Origin of the sequence: Castellaniella sp., assembly GCF_041675725.1 — a bacterium.
Taxonomy (GTDB): Bacteria; Pseudomonadota; Gammaproteobacteria; order Burkholderiales; family Burkholderiaceae_B; genus Castellaniella.
In genome coordinates, this window is record NZ_JBAYTI010000024.1 from 1 (window position 1) to 21630 (window position 21630).

The following is a 21630-nucleotide window of genomic DNA, read 5'->3' on the forward strand; positions in this document are numbered from 1 at the left end:
GGCGATCAGCATGAACAGCAGCTCGCCTGCATACATGTTGCCAAACAGCCGCATGCCCAGCGATACCGTCTTGGCGACGTATTCGATGAGGTTGAGCAGCAGGTTGAATGGCGCCAGAATGATCGCCCCGACCCCGTGCGCATGGAAGGGGGCCGTGAAGAGTTCTTTCACGAAACCGAACGGATTCTTGATCTTGATGCCGTAATACAGCATCAGCAGGAGCACGCCCAGCGACATCCCCATGGGGATGTTGAGATCGGCCGTAGGCAGGATACGATGGTAATACAACGGGTCGTCGTGGGTGCTGCCCAGGCCGATGGCCTGGAAGATCCACCCCATGAGGTCGACCGGGATCAGGTCGAGCGCATTCATGAGGGTGATCCAGAGGAATACGGTAAGCGCCAGCGGTGCGGCGAATTGGCGCGAGGTGGCGTTGGGAACGATGTTCTTGGCTTCTTCGTTGACCATGCCCACGAGCATTTCGACGGACATCTGGAAACGGCCCGGGACGTCGGTGGTGGCATGACGCGCGGCACGCCACAGGAAATACAGCACGATGAAACCCATGAGGGCCGACCAGAACAGCGAGTCGTAGTTGACGACATCGAAGTTGGCGATGATGTCCTGCTTGTGACCGAGGTTGTTCAGGTGAACCAAGTGATGCTGAATATATTCGGACTGAGGCGTCGTGACAACGTCGGTCATCGGAAAACCCTTTTTTTCATTCAATTCATGGCAGGCGGCGCAATGCCAGCAATACCACGTACCCCTTCATGACCCCCAGCAGCCCGAGCAGGAAAGCCAGCCAGTTCAGCCAGCCCCCCCAGTGCCATGCCACCAGGACCACGACCCCGGCTGCCGCCAGCAGCTTGAAGGCCTCGCCCCAAAAAAAAACCAGCGAGCCAGCCCGCGCAGGGGCCCAGTAGCCTGCCAGCAAACGCAAGGCAAAGAAGGCATTGGGTACAAAATAGGCCGCAGCACCCAACAAGGCGGATACGGCCGCGTTTGTTCCCGCGATCAGCCAGGCCAGCAGCACCACCAGCATGCCCGTGCCGGCTTGCGCAGCCAGGGCCCGCAAAAGCCCTGTCCTGGAACGGCGGGCAATGTGGGCGCGATCTTCAGCAGAAAGCACCAGCGCATCGCCCGAATCTGTAGCCCTCAAAGCCACCCACCAACCGGTAGTCAAACTATTCAAGTATAGCGGTTTTTTGTGATTGCCATCAAATGGCACCCCCAAAGAGCGCACCATTTTAGCCCAGAATGACTACCGATGCTTGAACGCCGGCGTACGCTTTTCAACAAAGGCCTGCATGCCCTCTTTTTGATCTTCGGTGGCGAACAGCGCGTGGAAGTTGCGCCGCTCGAAGAGCAGGGATTCGTCGAGCGTGGTCTCGAACGCCCGATTGACGCATTCCTTGGCCATCATCACGGCCGGCAGCGACATGGATGCAATGACCGTGGCCGCTTCGATGGCTTCGTCGAGCACACGCTCGACCGGGACGATGCGGGCGACCAGACCGGCGCGCTCGGCTTCGTGGACATCCATCATGCGCCCGGTGAGCACCAGATCCATGGCCTTGGCCTTGCCCACGGCGCGAGGCAGGCGCTGGGTGCCCCCATAGCCGGGGATGACCCCCAGCTTGATTTCCGGCTGGCCGAACTTGGCATTTTCGGCCGCGATGATGAAGTCGCACTGCATGGCCAGTTCGCACCCGCCCCCCAGGGCATAGCCCGCAACGGCGGCGATGATGGGCTTGCGCGTACGGCGCAGGTCTTCCCACTTGCCGCCCAGGTAGTCCGCCTTGTAGACGTCCATGTAGGACCAGCCCGCCATGGCGGCGATGTCGGCGCCCGCCGCAAAAGCCTTGGTGCTGCCCGTGAGCACCATGGCGCCGATGTTGTCGTCGGCCTCGAAGGCCTGCACCGCGTCGTACAGCTGATCGATGACTTCGTTGCTGAGCGCGTTCAGCACCTGGGGCCTGTTCAGGGTCAGCAGGCCCACGCGGCCCCGGGTCTCGACCTTGACGAAAGATTCGTTCATGATGTCTCCAAAGTAAACTGTTGCCATGAAAAATTCGACGATACGCTATCAGGTGCGGCTGGCCGATCCGGCCGGGCACCGTTTCACCCTCTGCCTGACGATACCCCAACCCGAGCCCCGCGGGCAGACCCTGCGCCTGCCCGCGTGGATTCCCGGCAGCTATCTCATCCGTGATTTTGCCCGACAGATCGAAAGCCTGCAGGCATTCGACGCACGCGGCCCCATCGACTGCCATAAAACCGACAGCCATACCTGGCAATGTGCCCCGGCACAGGGCCTGCTGACCGTAGAATACACTGTCTATGCCTGGGATCTCTCTGTGCGGGGCGCCCATTTCGACGAAAGCCACGCCTTTTTCAACGGCTGCAGCCTGTTTCTGGCCGTCGTCGGCCAGGAAGACCGGCCCTGCCTGCTCGAGCTATGCCCGCCGGCACACACCGGCCGCTGGCAGGTCTTCACCAGCCTGCCCGAAGCAGCGGATGAACCCGATGCCGCTCCGCGCCATGGTTTCGGCTGCTATCGCGCGCCCGACTATGACGCCCTGATCGATCATCCGGTAGAAATCGGCACGCCGCTGCACGTCTCGTTCGAGGCCTGCGGCGCGCAACACGAACTGGTATTCACGGGCGTCGCGCCGCAGCTCGACCTGAACCGCATCGTGCAAGACGTACAGAAGATCTGCCAGGCACAGATCGCGCTGTTCGAGCCCGAGACCCGGCAGGCACCGTTTCTGGATTCGGCGCCACGCTACGTGTTCCTGGTGACGATCACCGCCGACGGCTATGGCGGGCTGGAACACCGGGCATCCACCGCCCTGATCACGCAGCGCAGCGACCTGCCCACGTTGGGACAGCCCGAACCGGACGGCTACAAGCGGTTTCTCGGGCTGGTCAGCCACGAATATTTCCATACCTGGCACGTCAAGCGGATCAAGCCGGCGGCGTTTGCGCCCTACCGCCTGGATCGGCCGAACTTCACCCGGCTGCTGTGGGTCTTCGAGGGTTTTACCTCGTATTACGACGATCTGTTGCTGTTGCGCGCCGGGGTGATCGATGAAGCGACCTATTTCGGCCTGCTGGCCCGTACCATCGACGGCGTCCTGCGCGGCGGCGGCCGCCACAAGCAGTCCGTGGCGGAAAGCTCCTTCGATGCCTGGACGCGCTATTACAAGCAGGACGAAAATTCGCCCAACGCACTGGTCAGCTACTACACCAAAGGGGCTCTTGTGGCGCTGGGCCTGGACCTCGAAATCCGCTGGCGCAGCGCCGAACGACACAGCCTGGACGACGTCATGCGCCTGCTTTGGCAGCGTCATGGCCGCGGCTTCTATGGGCGCCCGCCGCAAGGCGTGCCCGAGCCGGCCATGCAGGGCCTGATCCTCGAAGCCACCGGCGTGGACGTAGCGGATTTTCTTGCCCGCCATGTCGACGGCCGCGCAGACGTTCCGCTGGAAACCGCGCTGGCGCGCTTGGGTATTGTGCTTGAATCCCACCCGGCGCACCCCCATCCGACACTGGATGTCCGTACCCGCAACGACGTCGGCGGCGTCCGCCTGAGCACCGTCTATGAACAAGGCCCCGCCCACCGCGCGGGCTTGTCGGCCGGCGATCTGCTGATCGCCCTCGACGGCCTGCAGGTCGGCGATGAAGCCGCCCTGGCGCGTCTCCTGGCCAGCCACCGGCCCGGAGACCGGGTGGTCGCACACGTATTCCGACGCGATGAACTGCGCCGCTACCGCGTGCGCCTGGCCAAAGACCGCGCCCTGAAGCACCAGCTTCGCCGTACCGACACGGCCAGGCCATGAACACGCGCACCATCCTCCTGCAGGGGCTGCGCCTGCAGGCGTCCATCGGCATGCTGGCACACGAACGCCTGGCCCGCCAGCCCCTGTCGGTAGATGCCTGGTTCGAAGTCTGCGCCGAGACGCCGGTCGACGACCACGACCTGGCAACCGTCCTGGATTATCGTCTGCTGCGCGACGCCCTGATCCAAGAGATGACACAAGGTCATGTGGACCTGCTCGAGACCCTCGTGCAGCGCTGCCTGCGGCGCATCCTGGACGGCTTTCCCGACGTGCTGCAGGCGCGCATCCGGATCTGCAAGCCCAATGCGTTCGACGACTGCGACGCCGTCTGTATCGAACAGGCCAGCGAGCGGCCGCGCCCCACACACGATTTATCATCCACTCACACGACAACGGAGAACTGACATGAGCACGGACGAGTTGCCCATCGGCACCCTGAAAACCCTGCCGGACGGCCGGCACGAAGGCCTGCTGAGCCGAATATTTCCTGGCCACGACCGCCAGGCACTCTGGGCCATGCTGACCGAACAGGACAAAATGGCGCAATGGCTGGCGCCCGGCCAGATCACATTGAAGGAAGGGGGCGCGGTCAAGATCGATTTTGCAGACAGCGGCATCGTGATCGAAAGCACCCTGCTCGAACTGGCACCCGAACACGTGCTGGCCTATTCCTGGAGCAGCGGCTCGGAGCCCGAGCGTCCGCTGCGCTGGGCGCTGTCCGATACGCCCGAAGGCGCGCGACTGGTACTCACGGTCACCGTACCCGCCGACGAAGACCCGGCCAAGGCCTGCGCCGGCTTCGAAGGGCACCTGGACATGCTGGCGGCCGCCCTCGAAGGCGTGCCCATCAAGTTTCCGTTCGAGCGGTTCCTGCAGGCCCGGGCCGCCTATAACCAGCAGTTGGGGCGCTAGGCCGTACGCGGCATGGCCCTGATCTGGCGGACCAGCCGCATGCCCAGAAGAATGGCGGCCGCACCCAGGCCGGTCGCCTGCCCCCACCAAACGCCGATGCCCCCCCAATCCAGGATGAACCCCAGCACGTAGCTGGTCGGCACGCCCAGCAGCCAATAGCTGACCAGTGCCAGCACCATGGGGATGCGGGTGTCCTTCAGGCCGCGCAAGGCCCCATTGGCCAGGGCCTGCAGGGCGTCGAACAACTGGAAGGCAGCAGCCACGGCAAGATAGCCAATGGCGATCGACAGCACCTGGCGCGCACCGGTATCGTGCAAATCCAGATACAAGCCGACCAGCCAGGCTGGCAAGAGCAAGAATGCCATGGCCGAGAAGCCGGCAAAGCCCAGCCCGATGAAAATCGCCGACAAGGCCGCACAGGCCACACCATCCCGATCATCCCGCCCCCGAGCCCAACCGGTGCGAATGGTGGACGCGGCTGAAAGACCCAGCGGCACCATGAAGGCCACACCGCTGAGCTGCACAGCGATGCCATGCGCCGCCAGCTCATGGGCGCCCAGCCAGCCCATCATCACGGATGTCGCGGTGAACAGCCCTACTTCGGCCACCAGGGTGATCCCGATCGGCCAGCCCAACCTGAAAATGTCGTTCAGGGCGGGCCGGTCGGGCTGCAGTATCCTGCGGCCCAGCCGGTGCTTGCGCACCGAGCGGTGCCGGGCGGCAAACCAGAACAGAAAAAGCGCCACACACGTGGTGGCCAGCACCGTCGCCCAGGCCGCGCCACGCATGCCCAGGGCCGGGACCAGGCCGGCGACCCCGAACACCAGTGTTACATTCAGTACCAGATTGACCACGGCCCCACCGGCCAGCGCGATCACGACGATGGTGGGCCGCTGCACCCCGCCCAGGAATGAACGCAGCACAATGATGGCAAGCTGGGGAAACATCGACCACTGCAATACCCTCACGTACTCGGCCGCCAGCTGCGAAATCGACGCCTCCTGGCCCAGCGCAAGGAAGATGGGCTCTGCGTTCGACAGCGGCCAGGCCATCAGCACGGTATAGGCCAGGGAAACCCACAGCCCCATGTGCACGAAGCGGGCGATCCCACGGGCATCCTGGCTGCTTGCAGCACCCGCCACCAGAGGCATGACGGCGAAGCCAAAGCCGGTGCCCAATATCCAGACCACGAAGAACAGCTGCCAGCCCAGCACGGACGCGGCCAGTTCGTCTGGCCCGAGCCGCCCCAAGACCAGCGTGTTGGTCATGTTGATGGCCATCTGGGCCAGCTGGGCACTGATCAGGGGCAGGCCCAGTGTAATCGTGGCGAGGATCTCTGCACGCCAGGGCCTTTGCAGGAAAACGGGCAAATACCGCGACATGCGAATCAACAAGCCAGGGAGAAAAATGAACCGACCATTCTGAACAAAGTTCACTGGCTTGGCAAATCCGCCGTTTAGGCCCGTCCTTTCTTTTTATAATCGGAGCAGATTCAGCACACGGAGCACCCCCCATGGCCTGGCACGATGAAGGCAAGGATCCAGACTATCGGTTTTCCCTGGCCAACGAGCGCACGTTCCTGGCATGGATACGCACAGCCCTGGCCATCCTGGCCGTGGCCATCATCCTGAGGCAATTTGCCGGCAGCAGCCAGGCGCCCCAACAGGCCTTTTTCGTGCTCAGCGTGATCCTGGCCGCGGTGTCCGGCATCATCGGCCTGAGCGCTTATTTCCGCTGGCGCAACAACGAGCATGCCATGCGCCTGGACCGCGCCCTGCCCCTGTCCACACTGATTCTCTGGCTGGCCATCACCATCGCCGTCCTGGCCGGTGGCACGGCATTATGGCTGCTGTTCGAATAATGACCCACCCCACGCGTCCGGGCCTGCAGCCCGAACGCACATCCATTGCCTGGCTGCGGACCAGCCTCGCGCTGATCGCCAACGCCCTGCTTTTCCTGCGCTGGGGGGTCAGCCACCCCGAGCATGGCATCGTCCTGCTGACGCTCAGCGTGGTGATCTGCCTGGGGTTCGTGATCGTGCACGTCGTGCGCGAACGCAAGCGGCGACGCCTGCCTGGCCAGCCCTTCATCCTGCCGCGCATGGAAACGTCGATCATCAGCGTGCTGACCGTACTGGCCAGCGTCGTGGTAATCGCCAGCTGAACGCGCCCGGCAGGCGGTGGCTCAGAACAAGGCCCTGAGGCAGCCGGCCAATTCTTCGAACTCTTCGATGGTGTTGTAGCGTTGCGCCGAGACCCTCAGGATGCCGGAGCCGCCCAGGGGCCGAATCGCCGTCTCGATGCGGTACTGGTCGGAAATCAGGGACTGCAGCGCCATGGCGCTCTGCCTGGAGGTTACTGGCCCCTCGGGCAGGGGAACCGCACGGATGCTGAGCGCGTCATCCCCCCACAATCGGGCTGTGTCCACCCCGATGGCCTCGGCGATCACCTGCTGCGCATGGCGAGCCAGCGCATTGTTGTGCGCATGCAAACGGTCTTCACCGAGCTCGTGGATGAAATCCAGTGCGCTGGGTGCGGCGACCCAGGCCGTGAGATCGCTGGTACCGACGCGATCAAAGTTGCGCGGGTAGGGTTCGGTCTCGTTCCATGAAACGACATTGGACCGTATCGGCGTCTCGGCCGGATCGCGCACGTACAGGAGGGCCGTTCCCCGAGGAGCAAAGGCCCATTTGTGGAAATTGCCTACCCAGAAGTCCGGCGCAAGGCCGTCCAGATCGACCGGCAGCATGCCGGGAACATGAGCGCCATCCCACAGCACCCGCACCCCGCGGGCCCGAAATTGTTCCTGCAGCTGACGCACCGGAAACAGCATGCAGGTATTCGCCGACACGTGATCGACGACGGCCAGACGGGTCCGGCTGCCGACGCGGCTGATCAGGCGCTCGACGACATCGTCCGCCGCCGCACCGGGCGGAATGTGGATCTCGCAGACCTGCGCACCCGTGCGGGCGCTGAGCCGTTCCACGGCAAAGCGCACGGCGCCATACAGATGGTCCGTGACCAGGATCTGATCGGCGGCCGTGAGCGGCAAGCTGGCCAGCACCGCCGACACGCCGGCACTGACGTTGTCCACCAGCGCGACACGCTCTGGTCGGGCATGCAGAAAACCGGCCAGACGGGTCCGCGCCTCGACCACCCGGGATTCGAGCATCTGGCTGAACCATTTGTGGGGGTTGCGGTCGACCAGCCGCCGGAGGCGATCCTGTTCGGCGATCACGGAGCACGGCGTGGCGCCATACGCGCCGTGATTCAGATGCTTGACCTGCGGATCCAGCGGCCACAGATGTTTGAAGTCGGTCGGCGCGTCCTTGGCCGGCCCGTCCTGTCGATCTCGGATCATTTCAAATCAGCTCCTTTGGCCCCCACCGCCGTACGAACCGGCCGGCGATGGCATCATATGGCATTGAGAAATTGGCGGGTACGCGGCTCTTTGGGGCTCTGGATGACTTGCGCGGCCGCCCCCTGCTCGACGATCACCCCCTCGTCCATGAATATCACCCGGTCGGCCACGTCCAGTGCGAACTTGATTTCGTGGGTCACGATCATCATGGCGCTCTTTTCCCTGGTGAGATCCTTGATGACGGCCAGTACTTCGCCCACGAGTTCGGGATCCAGTGCAGAAGTCGGCTCGTCGAACAGGATCAGGGCCGGGTTGGCGGCCACCGCGCGGGCAATGGCGACGCGCTGCTGCTGGCCCCCGGAAAGCTCATGGGGGTACGCGTCGGCCCGGTGGCTCAGGCCGACGCGCTCGAGCAAGGCACCGCCTTTTTCGGCCGCCTGCGCATGGGGCACGCCATGCACCACCACCAGGCCTTCGATCACGTTTTCCAGCGCAGTCCGGTTCTTGAACAAATTGAAGTGCTGGAAGACCATGCCGATGTTCTTGCGCTGCCGTGCGATCGCGTTCTCGCTCAGCTGCTTCCAGTACCCGTTGCGCCGTTCGAAGCCCATGCGCTCGCCCTGGACGAAAACACCGCCCGAATCCGGGGGTGTGAGCCAGTTGACGCATTTCAGCAAAGTGCTCTTGCCGCCGCCCGAGGGGCCAATGACGCAGACCACCTCGGATTGGTTGAGCGACAGCGAGACACCGTTCAGAACAGGACGGTCGAATTTTTTATGAACGTCGATGACGTCGAGAATAGCGGTCATGTTCGGCTCTCAGCGCTTGGCCAGTGTCAGTGGGTTCCAGCTGCCGAGCAGCGTCCGGAACAGGCGCCGCCCCCCTCTGGGCCGGCTGTTCGAATGACTGACCCGGTCTTCCACCCAACGCTGGAAGAATGTCGCGATGGTCACCAGGATCAGGTACCAGACCACGGCGGCGAACAACGCCGGGATGATGTCCAGATTGGCTGCGGACAGCCGGTTCGCCGCCTCGGTGATTTCGATGTACGAGATCACCGACACCAACGAGGTTTCCTTGATCATGTTGATCAGCTCGTTGCTCGTCGGCGGGATGATCAATCGCGTCGCCTGCGGCAGCGTGGCGCGCCGCAGTATGGTCCTGTCGTTCATGCCCAAGGCGCGCGCCGCCTCGATCTGGCCCGAGTCGACCCCCAGAATCCCGGCGCGGATGATCTCGGCCATGTAGGCGCTCTCGTTCAGGGTCAGCGCGATCAAGGCGGCGACGAACGGTGTAAGCACGTCGTTGGTGTTCAGGTCGATCAGATAGCCCCCGGAAAATGGGTCGGGGATCTGGATTCTTTGCAGCACGAGCGCCAGGTTGAACCAGATCAGCAGGGACACCAGTACAGGGACGGCGCGCCAGAACCAGACGTAGAGCGAAGCGATGTGGCGATTGACTGCGTTCTTGGACAGCCGCATGACGGCAAGAATCGAGCCGACCACGATCGCCAGCGTCTGGGCCAGCAAGGCCAGCTTGATGGCATTCCAGACGCCCTCGAGCATGAGCGGCGCCATGAAATACTTGGGCACCGAAGCATAGTTGATCTTGGCGCGCCAAAACAACAGCACGACAAAAACCACCAGCAGCAGCACCAGCAGGGCCACGATGGGCCGGGACCAATGAATGATGGGGCGCTCCGGCAGATCCAGGTGGAATCTGTCGTCCGTCGTAGCCGACGCCCGCGCTTCAGGCTCTTTTTTCATGGAGGATACGGCAAAAACGAGTCATCGAGACGGGCGCCATGGCTGCGCCATGCGCAGACCGTGGCGCCCGTGCGGGGCGCGGCCGCCGATTCGGCGGCGGCCTGTGGGGAATCAACGCCCCGGGCCCGGCGGCGTCTGTCCGATGCCGTTGATCGTGGCCGTCTTCAGCGAGACGCCATCGAGCTCCCAGTCTTGCATGATGTCCTGGTAGAGACCGCCATCCATCAAGCTCTGCAACGCGGCCTGGATGGCTTCGCGCGGCGTGTCGTCGGCCTTGCGCACGGCAATGCCATACTGCGCCGCATGAGAGATGGCCGGCACCTGCAGCAACTCGAGGTCGTCGGGTCGCGTCGCCACCGAGTACCCGGCCGAGGGGCCATCGGTGATATGGATGTCCGCACGCCGGGTTACCACGAAGATCTGGGCCTGGGCGATGCTGTTGTCGCCCATGATGCGGATTGGCGCTTGCCCCGCCGCTACGCATTTTTCGGACACCTGCTTGGCAAATGCCTCTTGGGTGCCGCCGATGGTCACGGTGACGGTCTGGCCGCAGAAGTCGTCCGGCCCCTTGAACCCGCGGGGGTTGTCTTTGGGAATCACGAACGCCAGGCCGGCATAGATGTAGTTGATGAAATCCACCTTTTGTTCGCGCTCTTCAGTGTCATTCATCAGGGCCATGATGGCATCGACCCGGCCCGCCTCGAGAGAGGGGATCAAGGCCTGCCACTCGAACGTGGAAATATTGGGCGTCAGCCCCAGCACCTTGGAAATGGCCGCCATCAGCGTGTATTCGTAGCCCAATGGCGTCTTGCCGTCGGGCGCCAGGAAATAGCCTGGCGGGATGCCGATGCGCGAGGCCCAGTCCAGTTGGCCCGAATCCCGGATTTTCGCGGGCAACAGGGCACGCGCGGATTCATCGACCTGGACCTTTGTCCAGAATGGCGTCGTTGACGGCGATGTGCTGCTGCGCGAATTGTTCCGGGTCCATGGCCTGATCGTCATCCGCCGCCACAGCCATCGGGGCATGCATGATCATCAGCGCCATCGACACGCCCGCCACGGCCCCGAGCACGACCTTCGCCAGACCGCTGCCTGCGGCCTGACCGTACCTTCCACGGTGTATTGCATAATTCATAGATTCATATCTCCTTGACCCACCATCGGGCGGGTTATTTTAACGATTCGTGGGTATCTGTCAGCCGGCATGGTCAGCCTGCCGACGGATCGGTTTCACTGCGTCGCTGAACGGCTGCAGTACGCAGGGCCTGCCGCGCCGCGTCGGCGATGCGGGTGGCATCGACGCCGAAGAAGCGGCGCAGGGCGGAACGGGTATCGCTGCGCCCGAAGCCGTCGGTCCCCAGTGTGACGTAGGGCCGTGCGCCGGGCAGGTAAGCACGGATCGACTCGGGAACCAGCCGAACGTAATCGGTGGCGGCGATGATGGGCTCGCCTTTGGCACCCGGGTCGCCCAGCAGCGTCTGAATATGCGGCACCGGCCTGCCGCCATCGGGGTCCGGGCCCGCTTCGAGGCAACGCTGGCCATCGCGCGCCAGTTCGCTCCAGCTGGTGACGCTGAACACGGTACAGCCTACGCCCTCTGTGGCCAGGATCCGGGCGGCTGCACGCACCTCGGTCAGGATCGCCCCCGAACCCATCAGGGTGACGCGGGGCGCCCGAGCGGCAAGCCCTTCTTGGCCGGCCGCACCGCATTCGACGCCAGGCTCGGCCTCTATGTGCTCGAGGCAGTAGGCGCCGCGCAGCACATCCGCCGCGACCCCTTCGGGCAAGGGCGTCTGCGCGTAGTTCTCGTTCATGACCGTGATGTAATAGAACACGTTGGCCTGCGCTTCCAGCATCTCGCGGGCACCGTGGTCGATGATCACGGCCAGCTCGGCCGCAAAGGCCGGGTCATAGGCCTTGCAGTTGGGGTAGGCGCTGGCCCACAGATGGCTGGCACCGTCCTGGTGCTGCAAGCCTTCGCCGGCCAGCGTCGTGCGACCCGACGTCGCGCCAATGAGAAAGCCGCGCGGGTTCTGGTCGGCCGCCGCCCAGATCAGGTCGCCCACCCGCTGGAAACCGAACATCGAGTAATAAATATAGAACGGCAGCATGGCAAAGCCATGATTGCTGTAGCTGGTCGCCGCGGCCGTCCAGCTGGAGATCGCACCGGCCTCGCTGATGCCTTCTTCGAGGATCTGGCCGTCGATGGCTTCGCGGTAGCTGACCAGCGTGCCTTCGTCCTCTGGCTCGTAGCGCTGCCCTACGCTGGAGTAGATACCCACCTGCCGGAACAGGCTCGCCATCCCGAACGTGCGGGCTTCATCGGCCACGATGGGGACGATGCGCGGGCCCAGCACCGGGTCTTTCAGCAGGCCGCCCAGAATCCGGACGAACGCCATGGTGGTGGAGTATTCGCGTGCGGCAGGGCGCTGGGCAAACCCGGCGTATTGCTCGACGGGTGGCACGGCCAACGGCGCACAGCCGGAATGGCGGGCCGGCAGCGGCCCCCCCAGTGCAGCCCGGCGCGCGCGCAAATAGCGCAATTCTGGGCTATCGTCGGCCGGCCGGTAGAACTCGAGGCGCAGCGCCTGCGCGTCGCTGAGGGGCAGGCCGAAACGGTCGCGAAACGCCAGCAGATCGGCCTCTTTCATGCTCTTTTGCGAATGCGTCGTCATGCGCCCCTGGCCGGACGCGCCCATGCCGTACCCTTTTTTGGTGTGCGCCAGAATGACCGTGGGGCGCCCGCGATGTTGCCGCGCGGCGGCATACGCCGCATGGACTTTCAGCGGATCATGGCCGCCGCGCGCGAGCTCGTCGATCTGCGTGTCGCTCAGGCCCTCGGCCAACTGGGCCAGCTGCGGATTCTGGCCGAAGAAACGTTCGCGGTTATAGCGCCCGTCGCGCGCCGCGAAGGTCTGCATCTGGCCGTCGACCGTGTCGGTCAGGGCGCGCGCGAGCACGCCGTGCCGATCGCGCGCAAAGAGCGGGTCCCACGTGCTGCCCCACAACACCTTGATCACGTTCCAGCCAGCCCCCAGGAACAATTTTTCGAGCTCTTCGATGATGCGCGCATTGCCGCGCACCGGCCCGTCCAGCCGCTGAAGATTGCAATTCACCACCCAGACGAGATTGTCGAGCTGCTCGCGTGCGGCCAGGCCCAGCGCAGCCGTGGACTCAGGCTCGTCCATTTCGCCATCGCCGAACATGCCCCAGACCGTGCGCCCGGCGCAGTCGAGCAACCCGCGGTGGGTCAGGTAGCGCATGAAGCGGGCCTGGTAGATCGAATGCAGGGGGCCAATCCCCATGGATCCTGTGGAAAATTGCCAGAAATCGGGCATCAGGTGGGGATGCGGGTAGCTGGAAAGGCCGCGGGCGCCCTGGGTCGGGCCGGTGAGTTCCTGCCGAAAGTGCAGCAGATCGGCTTCGGTGAGCCGACCCTCGAGGAACGCCCTGGCATAGGCGCCGGGGGCGCTATGTGGCTGCAAAAAGAGCAGGTCCCCGTCTTGTTGGGCGCTGCGGGCCCTGAAGAAATGATTGAAGCCCACCTCGAACAGATCTGCGGCACTGGCGTAGCTGGCAATATGCCCACCCAGACCGCCATAGGCTTCGTTGGCGCGCACCACCATCGCCAGCGCGTTCCAGCGAATCATGCCCGCCAGGCGCTTTTCAAGATCAAGATCACCCGGATAGGGCGCTTGTGCCTCGGGCGGGATGGTATTGACGTTTGGCGTACCCAGCGGCGGCTGCCAGCCCAGCCGGCGCTGCCAGGCCAGCTCGCACAGCGCATCCAGCATGAAAGCAGCGCGCGCCGACCCCCCATGCGCCAGCAGGGCATCGAAGGATTCCAGCCATTCGGCGGTTTCCTGCGGATCGTCGTCTTGATGTCTGGCCGGATGGGATTCCAGCAAAGTGTAGGGTGTCGGATTCATATCCTTGGATGGGCGAAACAGCGGATTCAGCGGTTTCCATTATGAACCAGCGATCGTGAAATTTGATATCGACCTGCGGTATCATGGCCCCTCCAAACAGCATGAAATTTTGCAAAACCATTATTTTTCAGCACATGAAACTGGATACGATCGACTTGCGCATATTGCACGAGTTGCAGCGCGACGGCTCGCTGAGCAACGTCGAGTTGGCCCGCCGGGTCCACCTGTCGCCTTCGCCCTGCCTGACCCGGGTCAAGGCACTGCAGGCCAACGGCGTCATCGTGCGCTACGTCGCCCTCGCGGATGCAGCGGCGCTGGGCCTGGGCCTGAATGTATTTATTTCGATCAGCCTGAAATCCCAGAACAAGCAGTCACTGGCCGAATTCGAACAGCGTATTGCCGAGCACGACGAGGTCATGGAATGCTATCTGATGACGGGGGATTCGGATTATCTGATCCGGGTGGCCGTACCGAACATCCCCGCACTCGAGCGGTTCATCCTCGAGCAGCTCACCCCCATCCCGGGGATCGAGCAGATCCGCTCGAGCTTTGCACTCAAGCAGGTCCTGTACAAGACGGCGCTGCCGCTGGGCCCCACGTGACACCCCGATGGATCCGAACCCCGCCGTAGCCGCTCATGTGGCCCCAGATTGCCGATAGGCATGATACAGGCGCTTGTTGCGATACATTTCGAGGTCGGCCAGGTGCAGGGCTTTTTCCAGGACCTCATGGGTGTCGGCAGAGGCCACGCCCACCGACACGCTCAGCGGTACCCCCCCATAGAACTGGTTGTTCAGTTCGAGCAGCCGATGGATGTCGTCGACCACGGCCAGGGCGCCCGCCCGATCCACGCCGGGCAACAGCACCATGAACTCGTCGCCCCCGATGCGCGATACCGAAGCGGGCGGGTCGACCGCCTTGGACAGGACTTCGCCCATGCGGCGCAACAAGCCGTCGCCCACCGCATGCCCCCCCAGGTCATTCGACTCTTTCAGATTGTTCAGGTCCAGTGAAATGCAGGAGATCGGCTTGACACGCTTGCGCAACAAGCGATCGATCTCGTCGGTATAGAACATGCGGTTCTTGAGCTTGGTAAGTACGTCGTGCTGGCCCAGGTACTCGAGATAGGCTTCGGCCTTCTTGCGCGCCGTGATGTCGGTGAGTGCGACGAGCACCATGCTCCAGCTGTCTTCGTGGCCATCGAAGACCGACAGCTGCATGTGGATGTACAGGATGTCGCCATTCAAGTTGCGGTTTTGGACTTCGCGTTGCTGGTAGAGACGCCCGTGCCAGAGATCATTGAGCTGTTCGGCGAAGGACTCGTGCATCTCGTCGTGGAAGACGTCTGACAGGCGCCCCAACAGCTCTGGCTGGCTGCGCGCCCGGAACATCTTCAAGGTGTAGTCATTGACGTCCAGGACGCGGATTTCAGCCTGGCAACGCCGCACGAATTCGGGATGCACGTCGAGAAACGTACGGAAATCGCTGATGCCCTGCGCCCGGACTTCGTCTAGCAGCACCTTGATCTGGCTGAAGTCCTCTACCCATAGCGACACCGGCGCCTGGCTGAACAGCTCGCGTGCAAAGCGTTCGTTGGCCTGCGCCAGGCGGCGCGCATCCTGCAGCTCGGTGACGTCTTCGACCATGACCAGCACCTGGTCCCAGGGCCGTTCGCGGTCGGGCAGCACCACCCCCTTGAGCGAAATGTCCAGGCGCCCGCCATCGAGCGTGTAGTTGACGCTGACGCTGTGAAAAGCGCCGATGCCCTGCCACAGCTGGACGAGCTCGGCCGCGAACCCTGCCATGGTGTCGTCGCGGACCACCTCGCCCAGGCGCGCCATGAGCTCTTCGCTGGATTGGGCGCCATACAGGGCAAGGGTCTGGCGATTGACCCGCACGATCCGCATGGAGGCCGCACAGGCGGTGAGCCGGCTGTCGTCTTCGGCCAGCCAGGCGGCAAGATCCTGGACGCCATCCTGGCGCCATTGCTCGAACAAGACATACAACGCACTGTAGTCTTCGAGCCACAGAGACATGGGCATGACATCGAACAGATGATTCAGCTCTAACCCCCGGAGTTCGCCATTGGCGTGAGAGAAAAGTGCGCTCGCCATCAACGTGACCCTGCTATTTGTTGCCGTACCGTGACGATAGCACGCCATGCCGTGGGACTGGCGGCCTGACGGCGCCAGAGGTGAGCCCGCCTGACCAGCCCCCCGCCACGACCGGCTCACCAACGGGTGGCGATGTACTTGGTCTCCATGAATTCGAGGATCCCGTGCTGCGCGCCCTCGCGACCCAGCCCGCTTTGCTTGACGCCCCCAAACGGCGCGGCCGGATCGGATACCAACCCACGGTTCAGGGCCACCATGCCGGCCTCGAGCGCCGTGGACACCCGCATCCCGCGGCCGGTGTCCCCCGTATAGAGATAGGCGATCAGGCCATACTCGGTGTCATTGGCCATGCGAACCGCCTCTTCTTCGGTATCGAAGACGTAAATCGGCGCCACCGGCCCGAAGATTTCTTCACGGAACATTTTTGCGTCGACCGGCACCTGGTCCAGCACGGTCGGCGGATAGTAGTAGCCTGGCCCGGCTGGGCGCTCGCCGCCACAGCGCACCCGCGCACCGCGAGCCTTGGCGTCATCGACCAGTTCGGAGACTTTGTTCAGGGCCGGCGCATCCAGCAGGGGGCCACAATCGGTCTGATCCTCGATGCCGGGGCCCAACTTCAGGGCCGACATGGCCTGCGTCAGGCGCTCGGTAAAAGCGTCGGCCACCGACCGCTGGACCAGGAAGCGGTTGGCCGCCGTACAGGCTTCGCCGCCGTTGCGCATCTTGGCGATCAGGGCCCCCTCGACCGCCTGGTCGATGTCGGCGTCTTCGAACACCAGGAACGGGGCATTGCCGCCCAATTCCATGGAGCTGTGGATGACCTGCCCGGCCGCCTTGCGCAGCAGCACCCGCCCGACCTCGGTGGAGCCGGTGAACGAAAGCTTGCGTACGCGGGGATCGTCCAGCATGGCATCGACGACCTCGGCCGTGGTCGACGACGTGACCACGTTGACGACGCCGTCTGGCACCCCGGCCTCGGCCAGGATCCTGGCCACGGCATAGGCGGTCAGGGGAGTGGCCGTGGCCGGCTTGAGGATGCAGGTGCAGCCTGCGGCCAGGGCCGGCGCAATCTTGCGGGTGGCCATGGCCGCCGGAAAATTCCAGGGCGTGATCAGCAGAGACACGCCGATCGGCTGATATTGCACGAGAATCTGATTGTTGCCCGAAGGCGCCGTGCCCAGATCACCGCGCACGCGCACCCCTTCTTCGGAAAACCAGCGAAAGAATTCGGCCGCATAGGCCACCTCGCCCCGCGCATCCTTGATCGCCTTGCCGTTTTCGAGTGCAATCAGCCGGGCCAGCGCCTCGGCATCGCGCATCATGAGTTCGAAGCACTTGCGCAGGATTTCGCAACGCTGGCGCGGCGCCGTGGCCGCCCAGGCAGCGGCCGCCGAATCTGCGGCATCGACTGCCGCCATGGCATCGGCGGCGCTGGCATCGGCCACCGACCCCATCGCGGCGCCCGTGGCCGGATCGATGACGTCGATCCGGCCGGTACGGCTCGCCCGACGCCATTGCCCGCCCACCCACAGTTCGGGATGAGTCTGCGGGTCATGAGTAATCGACATGTGTATTCTCCAGTAAAAGCGTGCCCGAGCCATCCATGCAGGGCCCGAAAACAGGGTTGCGCGGCCAGACCGCGGGGCCGTCATGATGCTGCATCCGTTATTTTGCACTGTCCCGCTTTCCTTTGCAGGGCGGTGGCACGGCGCTGGCGCAAAGGCCACGTGCACAGCCGGCGTGCGCGGAGCGATAATGGCAGCTTGCGCGCGCCACCGGGCATGCGCCCTTTTACATTCAATCCATCCAACATGATCATGGCATCCGCACCCCATACCCCAGCCAGCGCGCGCACGTCCACCGAACTGCAGTCGGTACTCTGGTTTGACCCAGCCAAAATCCTCATTGACGGGCAATGGCGCCCATGCGCTTCGGGCCACGTCCTGCCGGTCGAAAACCCCTCGACAGGCCAGGTCATGGGCCAGATCGCCCGCGGCGATGCCGCCGACATCGACGCGGCGATCGACGCCGCGCGCCACGCGTTCGAAGGCCCCTGGGGCCGCACCCCGGCCGCCGAGCGCGGGCGCATCCTGATGGAGATGTCCAAACTGGTGCAGCAACGCGCAGAAGCCCTGGCCATGATCGAGGCGCTCGACGTCGGCAAGCCGCTGCACCAGTCGCTGAATGACGCCAGGGCATTGGCCCGTTACCTGGAATTCTACGCGGGGGCGGCCGACAAGCTCATGGGCACCACCATTCCGTACCAACATGGGTTCACCGTCTATACCCTGCGCGAGCCGCACGGGGTGGCGGGCATCATCATCCCATGGAACTATCCGATGCAAATCCTGGGGCGCGGCGTGGCGGCCGCCCTGGCGGCGGGCAACACCTGCGTGGTCAAGCCAGCCGAAGACGCGTCCGTATCCACCCTGGCCGTTGCCGCAATCGCACAAGAGGCCGGTCTGCCGGCCGGCGTACTGAATGTGGTCACCGGGTTGGGCGCCGAGGCGGGGGCAGCGCTTTCCGAGCACCCGGGCCTGGACCACCTGTCCTTCACGGGGTCCGTGGCCACCGGCCAGCGCATTCAGGCCGCGGCGGGGCGCAACGTGGTCCCCGTCACGCTCGAACTGGGTGGCAAATCACCCCACATCGTGTTCGACGACTGCGACCTCGACGATGCCATGCCGACACTGGTGGGCGCCTGCATGCAGAATGCCGGCCAGACCTGCTCGGCCGCGTCGCGGGTGCTGGTCCAGCGGGGCCTGTACGATGAGGTCAAGCACCGCATGGCGGACATGTATCGTGGGCTGGTGGCCGGCCCGGCCATCGATGGCCATGACCTGGGCCCCCTCATCTCGGCCAGACAAAAGGCGCTGGTCGGCCGCTACATCGAATGGGGCAAGGCCGAACTCAACCTGGCCGCAGAGGGCAGCATCCGGCCCGACGCCAGCCCGGACGGTCATTTCGTGCGCGCCACGCTGTTTTCCGAAGTGCCCCCCGACCACCGGCTCGCCCAGGAGGAAATCTTCGGCCCGGTGCAGGTGCTTATCCCGTTCGAAGACGAGGCCGATGCCTTGCGCATTGCCAACGGCACGGTGTATGGCCTGATCGCCGGGGTCTGGACCCGCGATGGCGGGCGTCAGATGCGCATGGCGCGGCAGTTGAACGTCGGCCAGGTCTATCTGAACAACTACGGGGCGGGTGGCGGCGTCGAGCTGCCCTTTGGCGGGGTGGGCCAGTCGGGCCATGGCCGCGAAAAAGGCTTCGAGGCCTTGTATGGGTTTACGCGGATCAAGACCGTGACCGCCCGCCACGGCTAGGGTGCGCCCCCGCCTGGGCACGCCCCCGCATCATGCCATCAGGTCGGCCAGCGACGTCATGTTGTCCAGCCACAGGTCTGGCTGGTAGGGGGTTGCGCCAAACGGCCGCTGGCGCCGGTCGATGAACGCCGAGTGCATGCCGGCCGCCTTGGCGCCCAGGCAATCAAACGCGTGGTTGGCGACGAACAAGACTTCGTCCATTGCCACGCCCATGATGTCGGCGGCCTTGGTGTAAGTGGCCACATGGGGTTTGAAGCTGTTGGCCTCGGCCACGGAAATGATCCGGTCGAACGGAATGCCGTGATGGGGTTTCGCATTTTCAAGCATGTCGGGATCCCCATTGGACAGGACGACGAGCGGGTACCGGGCCTGTAGCCGGGCCAAGGCCTCGGGCACCTCGGGAAAGCATTTCAGGCGTTCGATGCAGCCCACCAGGTAGCGGACCTCGTCCTGGGTGTACGGGATGCCGGCACGATCCATGGTGTAGGCGACGGCCCGCTCACCGATTTCCCGGTAAGAAGTGTGCTGCTTGTGCAGCAGGGCGTCGATCATGGAATTTTCGAAATGGGTTCGACGCCACCAGGTGACGAACGAACCCGGCTTGCCGGCCCAGCCCTTTTCCTTCAGGAAGGGGGCGGCCACGTCGGTCAGGCCCTGCTGCATGTCCACCACCGTCCCGTATTGGTCGAACATCACGACTTTGATCTTTGACTTCAAGCGCTCGGCCGTGGCCCTGAGGGATTCTGGCGTGACCATGCAATGGCTCCATCCGAAAGTAAGGTAAAAAATGAATGAATCGGCCCCCGGCCCCCTGCGGGCTAGTTGAGACGCATCACGAACGGGTTGCCGGGCGGCTGGGCGGAGTTGTTGATCCAGACGGTCTTGGGCTGCAGGTAGGCTTTGATCATCTCTTGTCCGTTCTCGCGGCCCAGGCCACTATCCTTGTACCCGCCAAACGGCGCCATGAAATTCACGGCGCGGTACGTGTTGATCCACACGGTACCCGCCTGCAAAGCCTTGGACATGCGGAACGCACGGGGCATGTTCTGGGTCCAGACACCGGCCGCCAACCCATAGCGCGAGCCATTGGCGATCTGTACCGCCTCGGCTTCGTCTTCGAAGGGAATCACGGCCAGCACCGGCCCGAAAATCTCGCGCTGCGCCAGCACAGAGGTATTGTCGACGGCGGTGAAGATGGTGGGCTCGACGAATAGGCCGCCACTGGGGTGTTCGAGCGCCTGGCCCCCCCAGAAGACGTTGGCCCCTTCGTCGCGCGCTTCGTTGATGCAGGTCAGGATTTTGTCGTACTGGGGGCGATTGGCGATCGGACCGATCTGGGTTTCGGGATCGAACGGATCGCCGATGCGCACGCCCTGCATCATGGTGCGCAGCTTTTCGAGGAACGCGTCATGCACGGAGCGCTGCAACAGTAGCCGCGAGCCTGCGATGCAGGTTTGCCCCGCCGCTGCAAAAATGCCCGAGGCAACCCCCGCGAGCGCGGCATCCAGGTCGGCATCCTCGAAGACGATGTTGGGCGACTTGCCGCCCAGTTCGAGCGTCACTTGCTTGAGCATGCCGGCGGCCGCCTGGTTGATCGCCTTGCCCGCGCCGTCCGACCCGGTGAAGGCGATCTTGGCCACGTCCGGATGAGCCACCAGCGCGGCGCCGGTCTCCTGGCCCGTGCCGCAGATCACGTTGACCACCCCGGGCGGAAAACCAGCCTGCTCGAAGAGTTCGGCAAAAGCCAGGGTGGACGTGCTGGTGAACTCGGAGGGCTTGACCACGAACGTGTTGCCGGCGGCAAGACCCGGCGCGATCTTCCAGGTGAGCAGCAGCAGTGGCGAGTTCCAGGCCGTAATGGCGGCCACCACCCCCAGGGGTTCCCAGCGGGTGTAGACGAACTGATCGGCCTTGTCGATCGGCAGCACCGACCCTTCGACCTTGTCGGCCAGGCCGGCATAGTAATAGAACCACTGTGGGATCGTGCGCAATTGCAGCAGCATTTCGTTCAGCAACTTGCCGTTGTCGCGCACTTCGAGTTCAGCCAAGCGCTGGGCATTTTCGGTGATCAAGTCGCCCAGGCGGCGCAGCAGGGCCCCCCGCGCCGTGGCCGACAGGCCGGCCCAGGCGGGTGACTCGAATGCCTGCCGCGCGGCCGCCACCGCCTTGTCGACATCGGCCGGCCCGCTGGCCGGGATTTCGCACCAGTTTTCGTTCTTGTATGGATCCAGGCTGGGCATCCACCGGCCCGACTCTGGGGGTGTCGATACGCCGCCGATCAAATTGTTGAATCGTTGCATGTGTCATCTCCATTCACAGACGGATTCAGGATACTCTTTTCTGCGTCTCTGGTGCCAACCCGCCTTTGCGGCAGACCCGCCGCG

General features: G+C 64.0%; 21 protein-coding genes. 7 read left to right on the forward strand and 14 right to left on the reverse strand.

The annotated features are described in order from the left end of the window. The 3 genes from WCZ84_RS06670 to WCZ84_RS06680 all read right to left on the reverse strand — a co-directional run. Positions 1-705: F0F1 ATP synthase subunit A (locus tag WCZ84_RS06670; RefSeq protein WP_372685481.1), on the reverse strand; the 705-nt coding region annotated here is incomplete at its 3' end. Positions 706-730: 25 nt separating this feature from the next. Beyond that, positions 731-1162, reverse strand: a complete 432-nt coding sequence (locus WCZ84_RS06675; RefSeq protein ID WP_372685482.1) for an ATP synthase subunit I — start codon at positions 1160-1162, stop codon at positions 731-733. Between the two features lie 102 nt (positions 1163-1264). Beyond that, the gene (locus WCZ84_RS06680; protein ID WP_372685483.1) at positions 1265-2041 is read right to left on the reverse strand and encodes an enoyl-CoA hydratase; all 777 of its coding nucleotides are present in this window, start codon (positions 2039-2041) and stop codon (positions 1265-1267) included. Between the two features lie 25 nt (positions 2042-2066). On the opposite strand from WCZ84_RS06680, the gene WCZ84_RS06685 reads away from it, so the two are divergent. The 3 genes from WCZ84_RS06685 to WCZ84_RS06695 are packed head-to-tail and all read left to right on the forward strand — an operon-like array spanning position 2067 to position 4757. Then, a complete protein-coding gene (locus WCZ84_RS06685) occupies positions 2067-3845 on the forward strand; it encodes a M61 family metallopeptidase (protein WP_372685484.1) in 1779 nt (592 codons plus the stop codon). Beyond that, a complete protein-coding gene (locus WCZ84_RS06690; protein WP_372685485.1) occupies positions 3842-4249 on the forward strand; it encodes a dihydroneopterin aldolase in 408 nt (135 codons plus the stop codon). The genes WCZ84_RS06685 and WCZ84_RS06690 overlap by 4 nt, the downstream gene beginning before the upstream one ends. 1 nt (position 4250) lies before the next feature. Further along, entirely contained in the window at positions 4251-4757 is a 507-nt protein-coding gene (locus WCZ84_RS06695) for an SRPBCC family protein (RefSeq protein WP_372685486.1), read from the forward strand. Here WCZ84_RS06695 and WCZ84_RS06700 read toward each other — a convergent pair. Then, on the reverse strand, positions 4754-6139 hold the full coding sequence (locus tag WCZ84_RS06700; RefSeq protein ID WP_372685487.1) for an MATE family efflux transporter: 1386 nt from the start codon (positions 6137-6139) through the stop codon (positions 4754-4756). The genes WCZ84_RS06695 and WCZ84_RS06700 overlap by 4 nt on opposite strands. 131 nt (positions 6140-6270) lie before the next feature. Here WCZ84_RS06700 and WCZ84_RS06705 point away from each other — a divergent pair, with 131 nt between their 5' ends. Both WCZ84_RS06705 and WCZ84_RS06710 read left to right on the forward strand, forming a co-directional pair. Next, positions 6271-6618, forward strand: coding sequence for a YidH family protein (locus WCZ84_RS06705; protein WP_372685488.1), 348 nt, complete (start codon positions 6271-6273; stop codon positions 6616-6618). Beyond that, positions 6618-6920: a DUF202 domain-containing protein gene (locus WCZ84_RS06710; RefSeq protein WP_372685489.1), complete on the forward strand. Its 303-nt coding sequence runs from the start codon at positions 6618-6620 to the stop codon at positions 6918-6920. The genes WCZ84_RS06705 and WCZ84_RS06710 overlap by 1 nt, the downstream gene beginning before the upstream one ends. A 21-nt stretch (positions 6921-6941) precedes the next feature. Here the strand turns inward: WCZ84_RS06710 and WCZ84_RS06715 are convergent, their stop codons facing one another. The 6 genes from WCZ84_RS06715 to aceE form a co-directional block, all read right to left on the reverse strand. Next, positions 6942-8117 (reverse strand): aminotransferase class V-fold PLP-dependent enzyme, encoded by a 1176-nt coding sequence (locus WCZ84_RS06715; RefSeq protein WP_372685490.1) that lies wholly within the window; start codon positions 8115-8117, stop codon positions 6942-6944. A gap of 53 nt (positions 8118-8170) precedes the next feature. Continuing rightward, on the reverse strand, positions 8171-8926 hold the full coding sequence (locus WCZ84_RS06720; RefSeq protein WP_372685491.1) for an amino acid ABC transporter ATP-binding protein: 756 nt from the start codon (positions 8924-8926) through the stop codon (positions 8171-8173). Between the two features lie 9 nt (positions 8927-8935). Next, the gene (locus WCZ84_RS06725) at positions 8936-9883 is read right to left on the reverse strand and encodes an amino acid ABC transporter permease (protein ID WP_372685492.1); all 948 of its coding nucleotides are present in this window, start codon (positions 9881-9883) and stop codon (positions 8936-8938) included. Between the two features lie 111 nt (positions 9884-9994). Next, on the reverse strand, positions 9995-10780 hold the full coding sequence (locus WCZ84_RS06730; RefSeq protein ID WP_372685493.1) for an ABC transporter substrate-binding protein: 786 nt from the start codon (positions 10778-10780) through the stop codon (positions 9995-9997). A 16-nt stretch (positions 10781-10796) separates the two neighbouring features. After that, positions 10797-11018 carry a hypothetical protein gene (locus tag WCZ84_RS06735; RefSeq protein ID WP_372685494.1) on the reverse strand — a complete coding sequence of 74 codons (222 nt, stop codon included), beginning with the start codon at positions 11016-11018 and terminating at the stop codon, positions 10797-10799. Between the two features lie 73 nt (positions 11019-11091). Next, positions 11092-13812, reverse strand: a complete 2721-nt coding sequence (gene aceE, locus WCZ84_RS06740; protein WP_372685495.1) for a pyruvate dehydrogenase (acetyl-transferring), homodimeric type — start codon at positions 13810-13812, stop codon at positions 11092-11094. Positions 13813-13946: 134 nt separating this feature from the next. On the opposite strand from aceE, the gene WCZ84_RS06745 reads away from it, so the two are divergent. After that, positions 13947-14414, forward strand: a complete 468-nt coding sequence (locus WCZ84_RS06745) for an Lrp/AsnC family transcriptional regulator (protein WP_372685496.1) — start codon at positions 13947-13949, stop codon at positions 14412-14414. A gap of 33 nt (positions 14415-14447) precedes the next feature. Here WCZ84_RS06745 and WCZ84_RS06750 read toward each other — a convergent pair whose 3' ends face one another. Together WCZ84_RS06750 and WCZ84_RS06755 are read right to left on the reverse strand one after the other, a co-directional pair. After that, entirely contained in the window at positions 14448-15926 is a 1479-nt protein-coding gene (locus tag WCZ84_RS06750; RefSeq protein ID WP_372685497.1) for a diguanylate cyclase domain-containing protein, read from the reverse strand. Positions 15927-16042: 116 nt separating this feature from the next. Continuing rightward, positions 16043-17494: an NAD-dependent succinate-semialdehyde dehydrogenase gene (locus WCZ84_RS06755; protein ID WP_372685498.1), complete on the reverse strand. Its 1452-nt coding sequence runs from the start codon at positions 17492-17494 to the stop codon at positions 16043-16045. 249 nt (positions 17495-17743) lie between these two features. Between WCZ84_RS06755 and WCZ84_RS06760 the strand changes: the two genes are divergently transcribed. Continuing rightward, the gene (locus WCZ84_RS06760; RefSeq protein ID WP_372685499.1) at positions 17744-19246 is read left to right on the forward strand and encodes an aldehyde dehydrogenase family protein; all 1503 of its coding nucleotides are present in this window, start codon (positions 17744-17746) and stop codon (positions 19244-19246) included. A 30-nt stretch (positions 19247-19276) separates the two neighbouring features. On the opposite strand, the gene WCZ84_RS06765 is transcribed toward WCZ84_RS06760, so the two are convergent. Next, complete coding sequence (locus tag WCZ84_RS06765) at positions 19277-20002, reverse strand: haloacid dehalogenase type II (RefSeq protein WP_372685500.1); 726 nt, start codon at positions 20000-20002, stop codon at positions 19277-19279. Positions 20003-20064: 62 nt separating this feature from the next. After that, a complete protein-coding gene (locus WCZ84_RS06770) occupies positions 20065-21546 on the reverse strand; it encodes an aldehyde dehydrogenase (protein WP_372685501.1) in 1482 nt (493 codons plus the stop codon). Between the last annotated feature and the right edge of the window lie 84 nt (positions 21547-21630).